At 38.5% G+C, this 19675-nt stretch carries 12 protein-coding genes; 5 read left to right on the top strand and 7 right to left on the bottom strand.

Features of this window, described 5'->3' with window-relative positions; translation table 11 throughout:
* Positions 1 to 297: 297 nt before the first annotated feature.
* On the top strand, positions 298 to 894 hold the full coding sequence (locus BM367_RS07635; RefSeq protein ID WP_092459506.1) for an HAD-IB family hydrolase: 597 nt from the start codon (positions 298 to 300) through the stop codon (positions 892 to 894).
* A gap of 3 nt (positions 895 to 897) precedes the next feature.
* Positions 898 to 1755 (top strand): beta-1,6-N-acetylglucosaminyltransferase, encoded by an 858-nt coding sequence (locus BM367_RS07630; protein WP_092459504.1) that lies wholly within the window; start codon positions 898 to 900, stop codon positions 1753 to 1755.
* An 81-nt stretch (positions 1756 to 1836) separates the two neighbouring features.
* On the opposite strand, the gene BM367_RS07625 is transcribed toward BM367_RS07630, so the two are convergent.
* From BM367_RS07625 to BM367_RS07595, 7 genes are all read right to left on the bottom strand, one after another.
* Positions 1837 to 2631 carry a class I SAM-dependent methyltransferase gene (locus BM367_RS07625; RefSeq protein ID WP_092459502.1) on the bottom strand — a complete coding sequence of 265 codons (795 nt, stop codon included), beginning with the start codon at positions 2629 to 2631 and terminating at the stop codon, positions 1837 to 1839.
* Positions 2585 to 3736 carry a glycosyltransferase gene (locus BM367_RS07620; RefSeq protein WP_092459500.1) on the bottom strand — a complete coding sequence of 384 codons (1152 nt, stop codon included), beginning with the start codon at positions 3734 to 3736 and terminating at the stop codon, positions 2585 to 2587. Before BM367_RS07620 ends, BM367_RS07625 begins: the two co-directional genes overlap by 47 nt.
* Before the next feature lie 95 nt (positions 3737 to 3831).
* Positions 3832 to 5724 (bottom strand): asparagine synthase (glutamine-hydrolyzing), encoded by a 1893-nt coding sequence (asnB, locus tag BM367_RS07615; RefSeq protein ID WP_092460966.1) that lies wholly within the window; start codon positions 5722 to 5724, stop codon positions 3832 to 3834.
* A gap of 13 nt (positions 5725 to 5737) precedes the next feature.
* A complete protein-coding gene (locus BM367_RS07610; protein WP_245759930.1) occupies positions 5738 to 6628 on the bottom strand; it encodes a glycosyltransferase family 2 protein in 891 nt (296 codons plus the stop codon).
* A complete protein-coding gene (locus tag BM367_RS07605) occupies positions 6621 to 7844 on the bottom strand; it encodes a glycosyltransferase family 2 protein (RefSeq protein WP_092459496.1) in 1224 nt (407 codons plus the stop codon). Before BM367_RS07605 ends, BM367_RS07610 begins: the two co-directional genes overlap by 8 nt.
* A 25-nt stretch (positions 7845 to 7869) precedes the next feature.
* A complete protein-coding gene (locus BM367_RS07600) occupies positions 7870 to 9021 on the bottom strand; it encodes a sugar transferase (protein ID WP_222842591.1) in 1152 nt (383 codons plus the stop codon).
* Between the two features lie 124 nt (positions 9022 to 9145).
* Entirely contained in the window at positions 9146 to 9562 is a 417-nt protein-coding gene (locus tag BM367_RS07595) for a response regulator (RefSeq protein ID WP_092460964.1), read from the bottom strand.
* Between the two features lie 745 nt (positions 9563 to 10307).
* Between BM367_RS07595 and BM367_RS07585 the strand changes: the two genes are divergently transcribed.
* The 3 genes from BM367_RS07585 to BM367_RS07575 all read left to right on the top strand — a co-directional run bounded on the left by BM367_RS07585 (position 10308) and on the right by BM367_RS07575 (position 19672).
* A complete protein-coding gene (locus BM367_RS07585; protein WP_092459492.1) occupies positions 10308 to 11507 on the top strand; it encodes a glycosyltransferase family 2 protein in 1200 nt (399 codons plus the stop codon).
* Positions 11508 to 11510: 3 nt separating this feature from the next.
* A complete protein-coding gene (locus BM367_RS07580) occupies positions 11511 to 12707 on the top strand; it encodes an acyltransferase family protein (RefSeq protein ID WP_092459490.1) in 1197 nt (398 codons plus the stop codon).
* Positions 12708 to 12880: 173 nt separating this feature from the next.
* The gene (locus BM367_RS07575) at positions 12881 to 19672 is read left to right on the top strand and encodes a fibronectin type III domain-containing protein (RefSeq protein WP_092459488.1); all 6792 of its coding nucleotides are present in this window, start codon (positions 12881 to 12883) and stop codon (positions 19670 to 19672) included.
* Positions 19673 to 19675 lie beyond the last annotated feature (3 nt).

Here is a 19675-nt window from a genome sequence, read left to right as displayed (position 1 = left end):
TTATCTGGATGTTCATAAGATATTTCAAAAATGAATTATTTTTCCATAAATATGGGAAATATCAAAAAATCGCTAAATTATACCCAAAAATAATGCTAAAATTTTCATGTATACAAGTCGTGAGTTCCTACGCTTTTTGCGAAATGTCTATAAGCAAAGTCCATTTCTGAATAATTTTTTGAATACCTAAAATCTTACACATGAATAATTATTTTAAATTATGAATAAAAAAATTTATGAACAAACAAAATTTGAATTTATCTAAAGAATTACCAAAAAATTGAAAAAATACTATCCATGGAGGAAAAACAGGCACTTGCAATCTTTGATTTTGATCATACCCTCACTACAGGCGACACGCTCCTGGCTTTTATTCGGTTTGTAAAAGGAAAGAATAAATTTATATCCGGATTACTCAGGCTATCTCCCACATTAATATTGTATAAGCTGCATCTGATGAACAACCAAAAGGCTAAGGAAAAAGTACTAACCCACTTCTTCGGGGGAATGAATGCAAGAGAATTCGCAAAGTATGGAATGGCATTTCAGGAGAATATTTTGCCGGGCATGTTACGTAAAGAAGCTATGGAAGCTTTATCTCTTCATCAGAAAAAAAATAACCAGATTATTGTAATAACAGCCTCTGCTAGGGAATGGATTGCTCAATGGTGCGACCAGCACGCTATTCTTTGCATTGCTACTCAATTGGAAATTAAGGAAGAAAAAATCACCGGGAAAATAGAAGGAAAAAATTGCTATGGGGAAGAAAAATTACGAAGGCTGCTGGAAACGATCGACTTAAAACAGTTTGAAGAGATACATGTGTATGGTGACAGCAAAGGAGATAAAGAATTATTAAGCATAGCCACTCACCCACATTACAAAAGCTTTTGAAATATGCGCATGTGCTATTTAATACAGGTTCATAAATATCCGGAACAGGTAGCCCGTTTAGTGAAACGGATTGCTCATCCATCAATGGATATTTATATACATGTCGATAGAAAGGCAGATGAAAGCATTTTCAGAAAATTCTTAAAAAATGATGAGGTGCATTTTATCCAAAAAAGAGTAGATGTCAGATGGGCAGGATTCAGCAATGCCCTTGCAACAGTAAATGGATTAAGAGAAATCATTTCTACTAAAATAAATTATGATTATATTCATGTAATTAGTGGACAGGATTACCCTATCAAGTCGAATGAATACATCGTAAATTATTTTAGGGAAAACGCAGGAAAAGAATTCATGATGTATAAATCAATTTATGATGAATGGATAGAAGCATTGCCTAAAATAGAGTATTACCATTTCGAAGACTGGAAAATAAAAGGAAAATATCGCCTGAGCTTTATCCTGAAACGAATTCTTCCAAAACGTAAGTTCCCTTATGGATGGAAACCCTATGGTTATTCCAGATGGTTTTCCATAACAACCAACCTAGCCGAATATATGCTGAATTTTATAGATAACCATCCGGAGTATGTAAGATTTTTTAAATATACAACATGCGGAGATGAAATATTCTTCTGTACAATTGCGCATCATTCACCCTTTGCAGAAAAGATAGTGAACGACGATCTCAGGTATGTAGATTGGTCAACAAAAATTACAAACCCAAAAGCCGCAAACCCCAAGATACTAACACGGGAAGATTTTGAAAAGCTAAAGAATTCCAGCAAATTATGGGCAAGAAAATTTGACATGAACAAAGACAAGGAAATATTGAATCAGATTGATCAGATAATTCAGTAATTACGGGTTAAATTAGAATAGTATTAAGATTTTACATAAAAGAAGTAATGTTGGTCAATAAATTTGTATAACAATGAATTACTATCTCTTTTCCCAGACCATGAAAAAACCACCTGTACAAAAGTAAGGAAGTAAATTTGCCAAATCGCAATCCAGTTTCTGCAAAAAAGGAATTCTTTTTGTAAAATAAGATAAAGGAAAAACATCTTCTATGAAATTGGACTTGCCCCATCGGGTAATCACAAATCCCTGACCTTTAGCCAGATTCTTCAATTTTCTTCTGGTAAAAAACTGTACATGATCCAGCCGGTCGGCGGCAGATTGAACAGTTGTTCCACTATAACCCATAGTCTTTTTAACTTTCAGAAGAAATTTCCATAACATAGGTTGATGATTCCGAATATACAAAGTAGGTCTTGTAACCAACAATTCTCTGGGACCATAGCCATTTGGAACCGTAACAATCAGTTTGCCATTTTCTTTCAGAAGTTTATTTATTTGCTGGAGTAAAACTTCCGGATGCTCCAGATGTTCCAACACCTCACTGCATATAATCACATCAAACTGTACCCCTTCCATAGTTAATTTTTCTGCATGCATGACTTCAAATCGTACATGTTCCCACATATTCAATTTACGAGCTTGATCAATAGCTTTTTCACTGATATCCACACCTAATACACGAAAACCCATTCCACCAAGGAACCTACTAATCACTCCATTGCCACATCCCACATCCAGTATTGTTGAGTATATAGGCAGGTACTCAACCTGCTGTCTGATAAAGTACAGCCGTTTCACATCAACTATGCGATCATACTCGTATTTCTCAGGCAATATGTACGATGGACTTAGTTGGGTCGACAATGCGTTCATAAATATCCTCCATTTGATGAATCATATGAATTACATTGAATTCTGTTTCAACTGTATGTCTTGCAGCCATTTGCAATCTGGATCTTAAATCACGTGAAGAACATAATTGCAAAAGAAGTGAGGCTAATGAGTTATGATCCTGAGGAGCAAATAATAAGCCGTTATGACCGTTCTTAATTACTTCACGATGAGGTGGAATATCAGAAACTACAATTGCATTCTCCATAGCCATGGCTTCCAGCAAGCCTATTGGCAGTCCTTCCCAGAGGGAAGGTAAACAATAAATATCAGTAGCTGCAAGTATATCGGGAATATCTTGCCGGAAGCCAAGCAGACGCACATACGAAAGGAGATTATGACTGGCCAGCCAGGCCGAAATATCGGACATGAGTTCACCATCCCCGACTAAAATCAAGAATATCTGATGATCTATTTTATACAATGCTTTTTCAAAAGCATTTAAAAGAAGAAAAGGATTTTTTTGGGTAGTCATCCTTGCCACAAAGGAAATTACCACTGCATCATCGGGGATAGCCAATTCTGGGCGTATGTGAGAAGTAACATATTTTCTAGTAAACTTGTTCAGATCAACCCCGTTCCTTACCACAACTGAATTAAATTTATTCAGATAATATTGCCCTGATTGCTGATCGGCATAAGAAACATTGATATTGAGAGTTGTATGACGTGTAATCCAGTTTTCGGCTATTCGCCTCAAGTGAAAGTAAATTCGGGATTGACCTGGATGAAATGACCAGCCATGAATAGTATACAAAACAGGAATTTTAAGCAATCTGGCAACAGGTACGAGATTGCTGGCAGCTCTTGAACCATGCACATGAATGATATCCGGACGTATACTGTTCAACAGCCGTAATAAACATGAAAAAGAAGAAAAATGAAAAGCCTTACGTATCGGAATAATGATACATTGAATACCCTTATCCATGAGGGCATGTATCATTGGTCCATCTGTGAAACTCAATACTGAGTGCTGATATATAGAAGAATCCATGCCATCTATCAATTGAAGAATATAAGTTTCCCCGCCACCGATTTTCCCTTGTCGGATAGCATGGAGAATATGTATCTTATCATTAGGCATGGATGAATGAAAATTAATAAATTTTCTGAAAAATCTTGGTCTGAGTTGATAATTAAAAATTATTTACACAACAGCAGATTGATTACACAATATTATTACCTCGCCATCCACTTTTGATACCACATCTGAAAAACCAGAATCTGCCAAATCTTTTGATAATTTATCTTTTTACCCGCTAAATAAGCGTCTCTTAGTTGAATAATTGGACGAGAATGGAAAAGGCCAGTTTTATTCAAAGCATCTTCATTTACAAATTCAATTAACTTATCGGACAATTGCTTTTTAAACCATATAGTCAGAGGTGCAATAAACGGACGCTTAGGCCTATCCATCAAATGCATAGGAACATATTTATGTACTATTTGTTTAAGCAAATATTTATTTATTCCATTAGAGATCTTCATATTTCCAGGTATCCGGGCAAGCCATTCGATAAGCCTATGATCCAGCATAGGCTCACGTCCTTCTATGCTGACTGACATAGTAGCCCTGTCAACTTTAACCAGATTATTATCAACAAGAAATGTTTGAATATCTATGTTTAGCAACTCATTAATAGGGTCAGAAAAAGCAAATCCATTTACATCAAAAGCTGTTGAATATGTTTCAATTTCTCCAGCCAATATAGTTTTAACCTCTTTTTCGGTCATATATTGGCTAATCAATTTAAGAGCATTCCTCGGCTTCCCTTCTTTCCAAATCTGAAGCATTTTCTGGTATCGAGTTGGAAAGTTGTACTGATCTCTCAATACCGGAATTAATTCGGGAGAAATCCATTTCATGATACCCGATAGAGAAAGCTGCAGCCATCGTGGAAAGGCATGGGTATAATATAAAGACTGATTGAATTTTCTATAGCCCCCGAAAATTTCATCTCCTCCGTCAGCTGACAAAACCACTTTTACTTCCCGCGATGCAAACTGGCTAACAAGTATGGTGGGTACTACAGAATTATCAGCAAAGGGTTCATCATAAATGTCGGGAATTTGAGGTAAGATACCTTCAGCATCTGCTGCTGTTACATACCATTCGTGATGGTCTGTTCCCAGGTAAGAAGCAATTGCCTTTGCATCAGCAGCTTCATTAAATGCCTGTTCATCAAAACCTATTGTGAATGTTTTCATCTGATTGGATGAATGAGTCTGCAGCAATGCAGCCACACTTGTACTATCATATCCACCACTCAGAAATACTCCCACCGGAACATCAGCAACCATCCGGTATTGATAGGATGAAAGCATTAATTCCTCGGTGTGTTGCAAAATCTCCTCGGGAGATAAATCCAAAGTTTCAGACCTGTAATAGGAAGAAACATCCCAGTAGCAGGAAAGAGAAGTCTCTTTGGTAGCAAGATTTATAGAAAAGAAATGCCCTGGTAAAAGCTTATAGGTATTTTTAAATATTGTATAAGGAGCAGGAATGTAACTATATTCTAAAAACAAGGCAAGAGTATTGGGATCAATTTCAGGATGAAAACTCGGATGGGTATGAAAACTTTTCAATTCAGAAGCAAAAAGCAACAAACGATCATCCCAATAATAATATAAAGGCTTTACACCAACCCTGTCTCGAACAAGATATAATCTTTGTGCATGTTCATCTAAGATTGCAAATGCATACATACCTATGCAATACCGGAGGACATCTGTTCCCCAACAATGAAACCCTTTTAGCAAAACCTCCGTATCACTTCTCGATTGAAAACTGTATCCTTTTTTTTCGAGAATATCTCTTATTTCAAGAAAATTGTATATTTCTCCATTGAAAATAATAGTTAAATGCTGAAACTGCATAGGTTGATGCCCGCTCTGTGAAAGATCCAGAATGGAAAGGCGCCTATGACCCAGTCCCACAGAAGCATTGGCTGTTTGAAACCATGCATATCCGGCATCATCCGGTCCACGATGTTGCAAAATGTCCGTCATTCTCCGTAAAATATCCGGAGATGAAGAAGACTGAAAATCACAAAATCCGGAAATGCCGCACATAGAAATAACATTATTAAAAAACCGGGTTGAAAACATTCCAGTATATAGCCTTCCAGAAAGCCGAAAGGTGAGCAAATTGTTTCTTTAAGAGAAAATGGAAAGTATTCTTGGGAATAGTAAATAATACAAAATAGAGCATAAAAAACAAAAATATAGGAAATCTATTGTTTCTTCTCATAAACAGCAAACGATTACGGTTAATATAATATGTCTTCAGAACGCTATTTTTTCCTGTAGTCATCGATTCCTTATGGAAGATCAGTGAACGATACTGATAATATATCTTATATCCTGCTTCCCGCAATTTTTCACACCAATCAAATTCTTCATAGTATAGAAAATAAATTTCTGGTAAATACCCAATTTTATTTATCACATCTCTGGAAATCATCATTCCTCCACCGTGTGCATAATAGGTTTCTCTTATTTCGTCATGTTGACCTTTATCAACTTCCCCGCATCCGATCATTTTATTTCTACCCGTAAATACATTTACTTTGGTATATCCAGCGTATTCAATAATATCTTTATGATAATAATACCTGAATTTTGGACACACAATGCCTGCATCAGGAAAACAGGTAAATACATCCAATAATCCTTCAATAATATTTTTAGTTAATTCTGTATCGTTATTTACCAAAAATAAGTAATCACCCTTCGCATACCTTATCCCAACGTTGTTGCCACCTGCAAACCCAAGATTTCTATCATTTCTGATAAATATAGTGCCTGGATAAATTTCTTTAAAAATATGAAATGGATTTTGTACGGATGCATTATCTACAACAATAACTTCAATATTCGGGTACGATAATTTCTTAATTGATTCCAACAATTCAACAGTGTGATGCGGATTGTTGTAATTTACCGTAATTATGGAAACAAGAGGTAAATTATTCATACTCATACAAAGGATTATTTACCTGATGTTGAAAATGAACCGTATGTAAAAAATTGCGTTTAGCCTCCCTTGCAGAAAATAAAGCTAAGAACATAGACAAGAAAATATAAGGAACATGAGACAGGTTTGGAACAAAATATCCGAATAAAAATCCGGATGGCATGGCTAATAACAAGGAAAACAAATAAAATAATCCCAGAATAAGAAATACAATCCAGACTGGGGTCAGTACAGAAAACAATAAGGAAGCTGCACCGGAAAGTATGGTAAAAGCGAGAATACAGACCCCCAATAAAAACCGGGGTGGAATAAGTGCCTGAAGTACAGATAAATTGAAATAATCAATGTTCCCTTTCAGGAGTTGCAGAAATCCATTTCCAATGTCGTTTTGCAAAAAATGGACGTGGCTAAACAACCATCTTTTACGCTGTATTGTAAACTGTGAAGAATGAGTCACCTTTTCATCAAATACGATTGCTCTTGGTTCGTAAAAAATTTTAATTCCGGATTGGGTAAGTAGCAATTGTAGTTGTTTATCAAATCCCCCCAGGGTGTCAATCTGCAGAAATATTTCTTTCAGCAATTGAAAATCAAAGGCCATGCCCGATCCAATCACAGCTGAACTGAATCCCAAAGCTCTGTTACCCATCCGGAACAAATGATTGTTAATCATTTCACTCGCTGCATCAAGTATGGCATACGGTGTGTTCAGGTTTTTTGCTACTCTTTGTCCTTGCACAGCAAGATACCCATTCGAAAAACAAATATTAATGTGTGAAAGAAAATCAGGATGAAGCACATTATCAGCATCGCAAATCAATGCGATATCATAATCATCAGAAATCTGCTGAAAAGCTGCATTGATGGCTTTTGCCTTGCTACTTTTTTCAAAACTCACAGGAATCACTTTCGATTTCGTCATACGCAGTTTTTCCAGAGTCTCAGATTGCAACTGATCAGCTATTACATACACATCAAAATAATCTTTTGGATATCTCATCTTCTCATAGCTTAATACAGACGAAACGATAACTGCATCTTCTTTATATGCAGGAATCAGAATCGCAATTTTGCGATAGCTGTGAGCTACAGGCAATGTGGCACGGGAAAACTTTCTTTGATATATTTTTCCGGATACTGATAATAAAAGAAGATAGCTAACGCAATATCCTAAATAAATTAACAACAAAGAAAAAATAAGATACAACAGAAACATATGAATTGGGTTAATACAGATAAGGCTATAGTTCTTCCTTTTGAATCATAGCAAAAGGGGTTGAGAAAAGAATCCTTACATCTGATATAAAATTTCGTTTCCGGGCGTAGTACACATCTAAATTGGTGCGCTCTTCAACAGACATATCAGGTTTTTTGTTTTTTCTAATTTGCCATAAGCCTGTAATGCCAGCTGGAGCAATAAACCTTGTCGAATAAAGATCCGTAGTCAACGTAACAGCCTCATAAACTGGTAAAGGTCTGTTGCCAACAAGCGACATATCCCCCTTAATAACGTTGAACAACTGCGGCAACTCATCCAGGCTGGTTTTTCGAAGCAGGCGACCTACCCGTGTTACTCGCGGATCATTTTTGACTTTCACAAACTTGGGAGATTGCTGTTGATCACTCTGATATTTATTAAGTTTTTCAATCTCAGAAAGTCGCAGATCTGCATCACGCACCATTGTCCTGAATTTATAAAATTTAAATAGCCGAAAACCTTTACCAGCACGCAAAGAAACATAAAAAACAGGACCGGGCGAATCCAGTTTAATAGCAATTGCAATGAGCAAAAACAAAGGAGAAAGTATCAACAATAACAAAAATCCCCCTGCAATATCGAATATACGTTTAAAAGCATTATCAATTTTCAATTTCAAAGACTCAGGCTCCACCCCCATCACCACGCCTGGATGCTGCAAACGAATCTTGTTAAAATGCTGATAAAAGCGGATTTTATGATCTATCACAAATGGATTAGAATCGGTATAAATCGAATCATTAATCTGTTGAATCCGAAATTGATAGTGATGTGCTTCCTTGATTGAATGCTGCTTTTTTAGCATCAGGAAAAATGGCACCTCTTGAAAAATAGAAATTTGCTGAATGTCGTTTAAAAAGCTCTTTATTTCCTGGACAGGGAAATGAATATCACAAAAAATAGCAGACAGGGGAACTCGTTCAGAAAACGGAGCATGGGTAACTTCGCAAGCCCATTTGAGCAATTCTTCTCTTGCCATGAAGAGATTTTCTACCCATGTACCCACGTAGCCAAAAGCAGAGAGTTTGTTCATAAGCTCAGGCTTGCAGGTTCCTATAAACAACAACATTTTTCTGTTGCTGGATACGGATGCAGGAATATCTGCTGGCCTGGTGAAGGTTGTATAAATTTCCATGATATCAGAATTGTGGGGTTAATGGATGAAAATATATCACACAGTTCCTTCACCACATTTTTACTTCTATACGAATGACATATGTTATTTCAATGATGGTTAAATAGCGTTTCGCGAAATCTTGTTAACCATGCATACCAGCACGCCTGCCGGATACATCTTCCGACAAATCTGCTTTTTTCTCAAGCGCTTTTTTTATTGCTTCTAAAAGACGAGAAGGATTAAAGGGTTTTACCAGAAAATCGGCTACACCATATTCTTCACATTTTTGATCTATTTCTTCACTGGAAGATCCCGATAAAATGATGATAGGAATGTTACCGTAAATTGCACTGCTAGTGAGATTCTTCACCAGATCCCATCCATTGATATTAGGCATTTGCAAGTCAGATATAATCACATCGGGCCTGTTTCCCTGTGAAAGCCAATACATCGCTTCATATCCATCCGAAGCCGTAATCACCTGATAATATTTGCTGATAATGGTATCCAACAAATATCGAATGGGCTTGCTGTCGTCAATAATCAGTATCTTTTTCATTACTCTATGGGTTTTTGTGGAACTTTGCTGTACCATAACAGAACCCGACGGGTTGCTGCTTTCCTGCCGCTTGTTAGCAGCTGAAGAAAGTGAGGAGAAGGGTGTGTAAACATTCCACATATATTTATTTTTAGGTTAACAAACAATGTGATGAAGATTTTAGCTGAACAAACGTTCTAACACATAAAATAATACAAACGACAAAATAATAACTCCCAGAGCCAATACCACCGGATTTGAGATCCATTTCATCTGAGAATGTTGCGATTTAGTAGCTGTATGTTTCATGGTTCAAATATTTATTTTAGTAAAACAAAAAATACAACTGAATCATCGATAGCTTTTCAGGAATGGCAACCTTTCTGTAAAAGAACAATGTAAAAATAGAGAGTGCTTTTTCAATATAAATTTCAAAGTTGGTAAACGGTTGAAAAATCTTGGTAAATGCACAGATTAAAAAGGTAAAGCCCTGGTCTGCTTGGAAGTTCAACCCTATCCAGCCGACTCACTCCAACGAAAGCTTTTTATGGAACTCATTTTTAAAAAATAATATACTTAAAATCAGCAAAAAACAATGTAGATAATATTCAAATATGGAATATTTTTTATATTAATCAGTTTTGTTCCGTTTTCTTGAATAGAAAAAAACCGTGGTTCACCAATTAGAATGGACAGATAACCCATTCACATGCCGGACCTTACAGGAAAACTATTACCTTGGCCGTGTCAGTTTTTGATTTATTCCATGAGAGCAATTGAAATTATATTCTGGATTCTCGCTGCTGTCATTTTCTACGCCTATATCGGATACGGCTTACTCGTCATGCTGATGATTTGGGTAAAAAATCTTTTAGGAAAGCCTTTTCCCTCAACCTCAGCCGACGATCTACCGGAACTGACACTGATCATATTTGCCTACAATGAGGCATTTTGTATCGAAGAAAAAATCAAAAACAGCCTGGAGCTTGCATACCCGGAAAACAAAAAGCAAATTCTGGTCGTCACGGACGGATCCACTGATGGCACGCCTGAAATAGCCCGGAAATTTGAAGGCATTCAGGTATTGCATGAACCTGAACGCAAGGGGAAAACTGCAGCCATGAATCATGCCATGGCATTTGTAAACACAGAAATTGTGGTATTTACAGATGCCAATACGCTGTTGCGAATTGATGCATTGCTTCAGCTGGTGGCCTCTTATGCAGATCCACGAGTGGGCGGAGTGGCCGGGGAAAAACAAGTGCTTGCCGATGCTCAGTATGCTGCCGGGCAGGGCGAAAGCCTTTACTGGCGCTATGAGTCGTGGCTGAAGCGAAACGATGGCAAACTCAATACCGTGGTAGGGGCGGCTGGAGAATTATATTCCATTCGCACCCAGCTTTATGAACCCCTGCCTGAAGATACCATTCTGGACGACTTTGTTTTATCGCTCAATATTGTACGAAAAGGCTACCGATTTGCTTATGCACCAGAAGCCAGAAGCATGGAAGCTCCTTCTGCATCCTTGCGAGAAGAGCAAAAACGAAAAATCAGAATCTGTGCAGGTGGATTTCAGGCCATGAGCCGGCTACTCCCACTGCTCAATATCTTTAAATATAAACTCGCATCGTTTCAATACATTTCGCACCGTGTGCTACGCTGGGCAGTGGTACCTTTTGTACTCCCTGCAATTTTTTTACTAAATATGGGAATGATGCATGTGCATGCATCTCTTGTATATCATCTGACTGGTTATGCGCAGATGTTGTTTTATGCCACAGCCTGCTTGGGATATGGATTTGCCCTGCAGGGAAAAAAAATCAAAGGCATATATCCAATTTACTATTTTGTTTTTATGAATGTTGCGGTATATGCAGGCTTATGGAGATGGATAAAAGGAAAACAGGAAGTAAAATGGGAAAAAGCAAAAAGGAGTCAATCATGGGTTTCTGAATATATGATGTAAAAAATGAGCAAAAACAAAATATTCTCCAAAATATTCTCTCCCTTACAACTGCCAGATCGGCTTCCTTCGCATATTCCTGCGCTTGATGGACTAAGGGGCATGGCAATTTTGCTGGTTTTGCTTTATCATTGTTTCCCATTTCTCATCACTAAACTGGGATGGACAGGGGTAGATTTATTTTTTGTGCTTTCCGGATTTTTGATTACTGGTATTTTGCTGGATACCAAACATGAGAAAGGATATTATAAAAATTTTATCATCAGGCGTGTACTGAGAATCTTCCCACTTTATTATCTGGTATTGTGCGTGTTGTTTATTTTCATTCCCTTATTTGGATTAGATGAAGTTAGAGGGCATCAGTTTGATTTTTATCAAACCCATCAGAAATGGTTCTGGTTGTACATGCAAAACTGGCTGTATTCGCTCCAAGGATTCCCATCCAACCACGCCCTGGTCCATTTCTGGTCGCTGGCTGTAGAAGAGCAATTTTATATTTTCTGGCCAATTATTATCTGGTTGGTCCCTAAAAGATGGATTCCCACCAGCATATTGATCCTGATGGCCTTTGCTATTTTGTTTAGACTCAGATTAGGATCTTTAATCGGATTAGGATATACCTACCCGTATCTTTCCACTTTATCCAGAATGGATGCTTTGCTGATAGGGGGATTAATTGCCTATTTGATCCGATTTAAAAAATCATTTCTGGTTCAAAACACAAAATATTTTTTCCTTTTGTCAGTTTCGGGAATGCTCATCAGCCTTTTCATCATCAGAAGTGCTAATTTTTTAAACCTATCATCCGTTTATACAATCATAGATATTTTTTTTGGTTGCTTACTCATCTATAGCTTACACACCAAAACACATGTTTTTTCGCTATTATTTCGTTCACCATTACTTAGATTCCTGGGCAAATATTCTTACGGAATTTATGTTTATCATTATTTGCTTTATCAGATGATAGGCATGCATTTTTTTAAAATGAGCCCCGTAAATGGGATTCCAGAGACCAACCCGATGAATAAACTCACTTTAGGTATCGTAATCATCGGGCTCAGCATTGGAATCAGCTGGATAAGCTACCACTTATGGGAGAAGCCATTTTTAAGTTTAAAAAAGTACTTTTCTCCTTCGTCGGAAAAGAAAACTTCTCAAAACCTGCAAATACAATCAGAAATCACAAGCAAAATATTCTGATTCACAATAAAGGGATGATTTTTTGCGATTACCAGATTTTTTAAAGCATTTACCAATTCCCACACATTCAAAAGATAACATCTGAATAGCTTTACTGAAATTTTAATACCAAACCTACTCCTAAATAAAAACCAGTTTTCTGAAAAAATGTTTACTATCAAGCTGTTCGATATATGAAAAAGTTTTACTTATCTTTCATCCTGATCCTGGGCATTAGCATCAGCTTTAGCGCCAGTCAATTGCATGCCCAGGTACTTAACCCCAAAGACTCTGTCATTACCTACGATTCAAACCATCCACCCACCTTACCACCCTGGGATTCCATCGGGAAATGGGTGCGCACGGTTCGCATGAACTGGAATACGAACCAGTACAAGTGTTATATCTATAGGAATATGGCATTTCGCCTGTTGTTCCCTAAAACCTGGACCGATACTTCTACCAAGAAATACCCTATGGTGATTTTCCTGCATGGATTAGGAGAAAGAGGAACCATATATGATAATGAATTGCAATTAAAATGGGAAGGACAAAGATTTCTGAATGCAGTGAATAATGGTGAATATGATGGATTTGTACTTTATCCTCAAAGTCAGAATGGATTTTGGGGAGAGCCCATATATAGCAATTTAATTAACATCATCAAATACATGTCCGTCAATTCCAAGCTGGATCTGAACAGGGTCTATTTATCCGGACTATCTGCTGGCGGATCGGGCGACTGGGCATTTCTAACCAGCTATCCGACCTATTTTGCCTGTGCAGAGATTATTAGTGCTGCTTATACAGAGTTAGCTAATTACATAGATACTTTAAAATACATCCCTATTTGGCTTTCGCAAGGTGCGTTAGATGGTAATCCATCGCCATACACTTCACAACAAATTGTGAACCTGTTGCAACAAGCAGGTGCACCGATTACCTATACCGTATATCCGAATGTGGGCCATGGTGTGTGGGATTTGCATTATGCTGAACCTGATGCATTTCCCTATTACAATCGCGCAAATAAAACCAATCCGGTTGTGTTTTACGGTCAAACTTTATTTTGTCCTCAGGACACCAACAACATTCATGTCACATTGGGAATTTCTCCTGGATTTGATGGGTATCAATGGCGAAAAAACGGTGTATTGTTGCCTGATACTGGAAACACTTTACTGGTAACTTCCTTGGGCACCTATGATGCCCGAATTAAGCGGGGTAACACCTGGTCATACTGGTCACCTACGCCTGTTGTGATTGGCGTGAAACCACCCACCCAAACGCCCAACATTCAGGTAGCTCCTCATATGAGTGCGGTGATTCCTGCTCCAGATGGAAATACGTCTGTTACGCTAACCCTACCTTCCGGATATGTGAGCTATACCTGGAAAAAATATGGTACAGATTCAGTGGTGAGCACCCAACAAAATTTCACTACCAGTACACCCGGCAAATATGTCGCACTGGTTACAGAAGCCGGTGGATGCTCCTCTCTGCCTTCTGCACCTTTTACGGTGATTAATGCCAATGGTCCGAATCCTCCTGATCCGGCATCCAATCCTATCGCCATCGCGCTATCACAAACTAAAGTGCAACTTTCCTGGAGTCAAAAACCCAATCCAGTTTACAACGAAACCGGATTTGAGATTTATCGCAGTCTGCAAAAAGATACTGGCTATCAACTCATTGCCATCAATCCCGCTGATTCCACGGTGTTTATTGACAGCACGGTAAACCCCAATACTACTTACTATTATCGAATCCGGGCTGTTGATTCTACCGCTGGCAGTACCACTACAGCTCCTGTAAGTGTAACCACTCTATCAGATCATATTCCACCCACACCTCCTACATTACAACTTGTCAACGTAACCGTCAACAGCATTTCCATCAAATGGAGTGGAGCCACCGATAATGTAGGGGTAGTAAAATATTGGATTTATGTGAATGGCGTAAAATCTTATATTTCTACAGATACAAGTTTTATGCTCACCAACCTGCAACACGACAGCACCTATAGTATACAGGTGAAAGCACTGGATGCCGCAGGAAATGTATCAAGCCCAAGTAATCAGCTAACAGCTATTCCCAGATATTATGGATTAACTTATAATTTTTATACATACACGGGCAGTTGGAGTAATTTGCCCAACCTCAGTAACATGAATCCCGTCTTTTCAGGGATATCCACCAATTTCTCTCTTTCTCCTGCTACCCAAAGTACAAACTATGCCTTTGCCTGGAATGGGTACATTCATATCCCCTACTCTGGTACCTATACTTTTTACACAAATTCCGATGATGGAAGTCAATTATTCATTAGCAACACCCTGGTTGTGAATAACGACGGATTGCATAGTGCTACGGAAAAAAGCGGTACTTATACATTCAACCAACCAGGTTGGTATCCCATCACAGTATGGTATTACCAGCAAACAGGCGGAGCTTCTTTAACGGTGTCATGGGCAAAGAGTAGTGGTACAGGTAGCTTTGCAAAATCACCGATTCCAGACAGTGCATTCATGGAATCTGTAAGTCCTTCGGGTACATTACCAGCCGCGCCCAGCAATATTCTGGCCACCGCTCTGTCGTATCGAAGCATAAAAGTACAATGGCAAGATAATAGCAACGACGAAACCGGATTTGAAATTTATAGGGCGACCAGCTTAGGTGGTCCTTATTCAATTGTCTTCACGGCACCTGCAAATACAACACAATTCATAGACAGCACATTGCAACCCGCCACAACTTATTATTATAAAATACAAGCCATTAATAACAATGGTGCATCTGGCTTTAATCTGGCTGATTTGAGTGGATTGCAGTACAAATATTACACAACCACCAGTGCGTGGAGCACCTTACCTAATTTTGATAGCTTAAAGCCAGTTGCCACTGGTGCAGTAAGTAACGTAACCTTAAGCCCGGCAACACAGTCTTCCAATTATGGATTTATGTGGACGGGTTACATCCGCATTCCCACATCCGGTTCTTATACCTTCTGGACCTATTCAGACGACGGAAGTAAACTATATATTGATACACCATATCGATTCAATGCAACCGCACTCGTGAATAATGACGGACTTCATGGCATGACTTATAAGTCTGGAACAGTAAATCTCACTGCTGGCAGGCATTTGATTACCATCACTTACTTCCAGGCTGGTGGTGGATCGGGCATGCAGGTACTCTGGGGACCCTCAAACAACCGAAAACTGATTCCCGATAGTGTGTTTGCCAATCCCAACATGTATGCAACTACGCTGGCAGCACCAGCTATACCAGCAATACCCACACAGGTCATAGCCACCGCCAATAATCCCAATCAGATTACCCTGAGCTGGCATGCTGATACAGGTAGTACTCGTTTCCGCATCTATCGTGCTGTAGGAGACACTGTGCATTTCCAACTATTAGCTTTTGTGAATGGCAATGGCCAGGCACAATCGTATCAATTCGTGGATAGTGGATTATATGCCAATACTTTATACACTTACCGAATAGCTGCTGAAAATACGCTTGGACTGGATGCCGGATACAGCAGCTGGGATACGGCTACGACAGGAAATCATGCACCCAAAATTCTGCAACCCGCTAGTTCCAATCAATATCAACTCATTAACCCCAATACAGTTTCACAAATACCTGTGAAGGCTACCGATGCAGATGACGATCCACTCACACTGGGTGTACTCAACTTACCTTCATTTGGCAGTTTCCAGGATAATGGCGATGGTACGGGCATCATTACTTTCACCAATCCTACCATGAATCAAAGAGGACCTTATCCGGGTATTAAAATCACTGTGCACGATAATCATGGTGGCACAGATACTTCCATCATGAATCTTGCTGTGAATGATATATATGCCGCCACCCCGGTGATTCAAAATCAAATTACCATGAACGTGGCTACCACAGTAGATGATACCCTGAATGCCAACATCCCCACACCGCGCGATTATGTGTACTTTACCGTGAATCCGATGCTGCCATTTATGAAGTTAGATACCATTAATGGACGGCAAGCCATTCTGCACCTCAAACCTAATTATGGCGACGCAGGAAACTATACCATCAGCGTAACCGTAACCGATAAATATGGACTACAGAGTTCAGCATTCTTTAACCTAAAGGTAAATTATGTAGATCCGAACAAGAATTATTACCTAAACTTTAGCTATCAAACACTTGCTCCTGCTCCCTGGAATAACATTACAAGCCCACAAATATCCAACATAAAAGATGACCAGGGAAATGTATCATCCATAGGATTCCATCTGAATCCGGCTGTGTGGAACGCCTATAATGGGGGAGCAACCACAGGCAATAATTCAGGAGTTTATCCTGATAATGTGATGAGAGAATATTACTATTTCGGTATATTCGGAGCACCGGATTCTGTGGAAGGTATCTTTACAGGTCTTGATACAACTCAGAGTTATAAACTTACCTTTTTTGCTAGCAGTATATGGAATGGCGTAAGTGATAATGGACATACAGTATTTAGGGTAGGTAATAAAATCGATTCCATTTACGTACAGAACAATACCAGCAGAACTATTAGCTTCCAGAATCTAATCCCGCAAAGTGATGGTACCCTTCATTTTATGATGAAAAAAGGATCAGATGCGCCTGTTGGCTATATTAATGCACTTGTTTTATCATCCATTTATGATAATGGAATGCCGCCAGCAAAACCGTATAATTTGTCTGTCAGGAGCGGTAATAATGCCAATATTTTAAGTTGGCAAACCAATGCATTTAATACAGCCAAAGGATTTGAGGTTTATCGGAAAGGACCTGCTGATACCGGATTTATTCTTCTGAATCCTAATCCAACAAACGGTGAAGATACTACATTTACTGATCCCAATATTCATGGAAACACTACCTATGCTTATACCATCCGGGCAGTGAATCAACACGGATATTCAGCATTTTCAGATACTGTTTCTATTACAACTACCACCATCAATCCAATAATAAGTGGAATCCCAAATAATCTGATTCTTGCTTATGGTTCAGCTGATACCGTTAACTTTGCAGGAACAGCAGACAATATTGACAGCATAAAATTTACCGGAGTTAGTTTACCTGCATTTGTTACATTGATTGATTCCGGTAATAATAAAGGATCGCTTATTATTGCACCATCTTCTCAAAATGATATCGGAAGTTATTCATTTACCATTGCAGCAACTACCAATCATGGCGGAAAGTCGTCAACTACTATAAATGTGCAAGTGAATAACAAGTATTTCCGCACCATACTTGTAAATGTCACAAACTCATATAGTCTGGCACCTTCACCATGGAATAACCTGGCAAACTGGGCTTTTGGAAATACAACAATTCCACTTGTTGATAACACCAACAAGCCAACTGGTTATTCATTGACAAATGTGGAAACATGGAGTGGTTCTGCCGGATTTGGAAATATTACCTATAATAATTCAGGGATTTTCCCTGACGCTGTGATCCAGTATTTTTATGTACAAACTGATACTAGTACACGTCATTTGCTGTTTTCAAACTTAAATCCATCGAAAAGGTATAACTTCATATTCTTCAATAGCTCATTGTATAATGCAAGCAATACTGCAATCGACTACACTACCACATTCAGAATCGGCAATCAGATAGATAGCCTGAATGCATATCGCAACAGATCGGCAACAGTTCAATTGAATGGTATTCTACCGGATCAAAATGGAAATATCACTGTTAGCGTAAAAGCAGGAGCAAATTCTACTAATTCCATATTAAATGCAATCGTTGTTGAAGAATATGACAGTAGCTCCCAGGTTATTATACCACCTACTGATCTCACGGCAAGCATAAATCCATCTAATGCAAAACAAGTTGTCCTAAAATGGAGAGATCAGGCATGGAATGAAACTGGTTATACCATATGGCGCTCGCTGAGTAAGAACGGAACATATTCCCAGATTGCAAGTTTACCAGCTAATTCAAAAACTTATATAGACAGTCTGGTAGCAGGAGATACACGATATTTCTATAAAGTACAGGCGCAAAATAATAATGGAACATCAGATTTCAGTAATGTTGCCAGTGTAACTACGCCTTCTTACGCAATTTTCTTGAACTTCAATGCTAGGGAAGCCGGCGCAGGTAAGCCATGGAACAATGCAAATCGTTTTCCTAACAACGGAGATACTTATACCAACTTAAAAGATGCAAATGGGAATCTATCTAATTTAATTCTAAGTATTCCGCAAAACTTTGAAAGCGAAAACAACGTTGGAGTAGTTACAGGTAATAACTCAGGAATCTTCCCTGATCAGGTAATGCTAGGTGAATATTATCTCGATAATGGACTGGATACTGTTGTTATGGTATTGAGCAATTTGAATGTTTCCATGAAATATAACATAGTGTTTTTCGGAAGCCTGGTTGGATTCGGATGGAATAGCATCAGCGCATTCTTGATTAATGATAAGATGACTACTCTTAGTGTAGCATACAATTCAACCCAGACTACAGAAATAGATAATATTTCTCCCGATCAGGACGGGAAAATAACAATCAAAATTATCAATGCTTATGGTACACAGTTTGCAATATTGGGCGCAATGGTTATTCAGGCTTATGATGACTATGATGATAATGGTCAGTTGAAGGCAACACAACCGGGCAGCCCATATATGTATCTTAAAATGTCGAATTCGATCCTGAATACAAACCAACATGATGCCATTGCCTATCCGAATCCTTTCCATAATGTGATCCATGTGGGGATCCCTGTTCAGAAAGCAGGAGAAGATTACCAGATTCGCCTTATGGACGTGAGCGGCCAGATAATCTATACAAGGCAACTGGGAACCCTTCCCTCGGGATGGAATGATGTCCTGCTGGATTTATCACGACAGCAATTGTCTGATGGTATGTATTTGCTCAATATTCAGTCAGGCTCCGGTCAACACAACCAAACCCTGAAACTCATCCGGAGATAAACT

Origin of the sequence: Thermoflavifilum thermophilum (assembly GCF_900116565.1) — a bacterium.
GTDB lineage: Bacteria > Bacteroidota > Bacteroidia > Chitinophagales > Chitinophagaceae > Thermoflavifilum > Thermoflavifilum thermophilum.
Note: the sequence above shows the minus strand (reverse complement) of the source record. Positions and strands in the feature narration are given on the sequence as shown.

What these genes read in the sequence shown, in the direction of transcription:
- BM367_RS07635 (WP_092459506.1), top strand. Translation starts at nt 298, where the DNA reads ATGGAGGAAAAACAGGCACTTGCAATCTTTGATTTTGATCATACCCTC.
- BM367_RS07630 (WP_092459504.1), top strand. Translation starts at nt 898, where the DNA reads ATGCGCATGTGCTATTTAATACAGGTTCATAAATATCCGGAACAGGTA.
- BM367_RS07625 (WP_092459502.1), bottom strand. Translation starts at nt 2,631, where the DNA reads ATGAACGCATTGTCGACCCAACTAAGTCCATCGTACATATTGCCTGAG.
- BM367_RS07620 (WP_092459500.1), bottom strand. Translation starts at nt 3,736, where the DNA reads ATGCCTAATGATAAGATACATATTCTCCATGCTATCCGACAAGGGAAA.
- asnB (WP_092460966.1), bottom strand. Translation starts at nt 5,724, where the DNA reads ATGTGCGGCATTTCCGGATTTTGTGATTTTCAGTCTTCTTCATCTCCG.
- BM367_RS07610 (WP_245759930.1), bottom strand. Translation starts at nt 6,628, where the DNA reads ATGAATAATTTACCTCTTGTTTCCATAATTACGGTAAATTACAACAAT.
- BM367_RS07605 (WP_092459496.1), bottom strand. Translation starts at nt 7,844, where the DNA reads ATGTTTCTGTTGTATCTTATTTTTTCTTTGTTGTTAATTTATTTAGGA.
- BM367_RS07600 (WP_222842591.1), bottom strand. Translation starts at nt 9,021, where the DNA reads ATGGAAATTTATACAACCTTCACCAGGCCAGCAGATATTCCTGCATCC.
- BM367_RS07595 (WP_092460964.1), bottom strand. Translation starts at nt 9,562, where the DNA reads ATGAAAAAGATACTGATTATTGACGACAGCAAGCCCATTCGATATTTG.
- BM367_RS07585 (WP_092459492.1), top strand. Translation starts at nt 10,308, where the DNA reads ATGAGAGCAATTGAAATTATATTCTGGATTCTCGCTGCTGTCATTTTC.
- BM367_RS07580 (WP_092459490.1), top strand. Translation starts at nt 11,511, where the DNA reads ATGAGCAAAAACAAAATATTCTCCAAAATATTCTCTCCCTTACAACTG.
- BM367_RS07575 (WP_092459488.1), top strand. Translation starts at nt 12,881, where the DNA reads ATGAAAAAGTTTTACTTATCTTTCATCCTGATCCTGGGCATTAGCATC.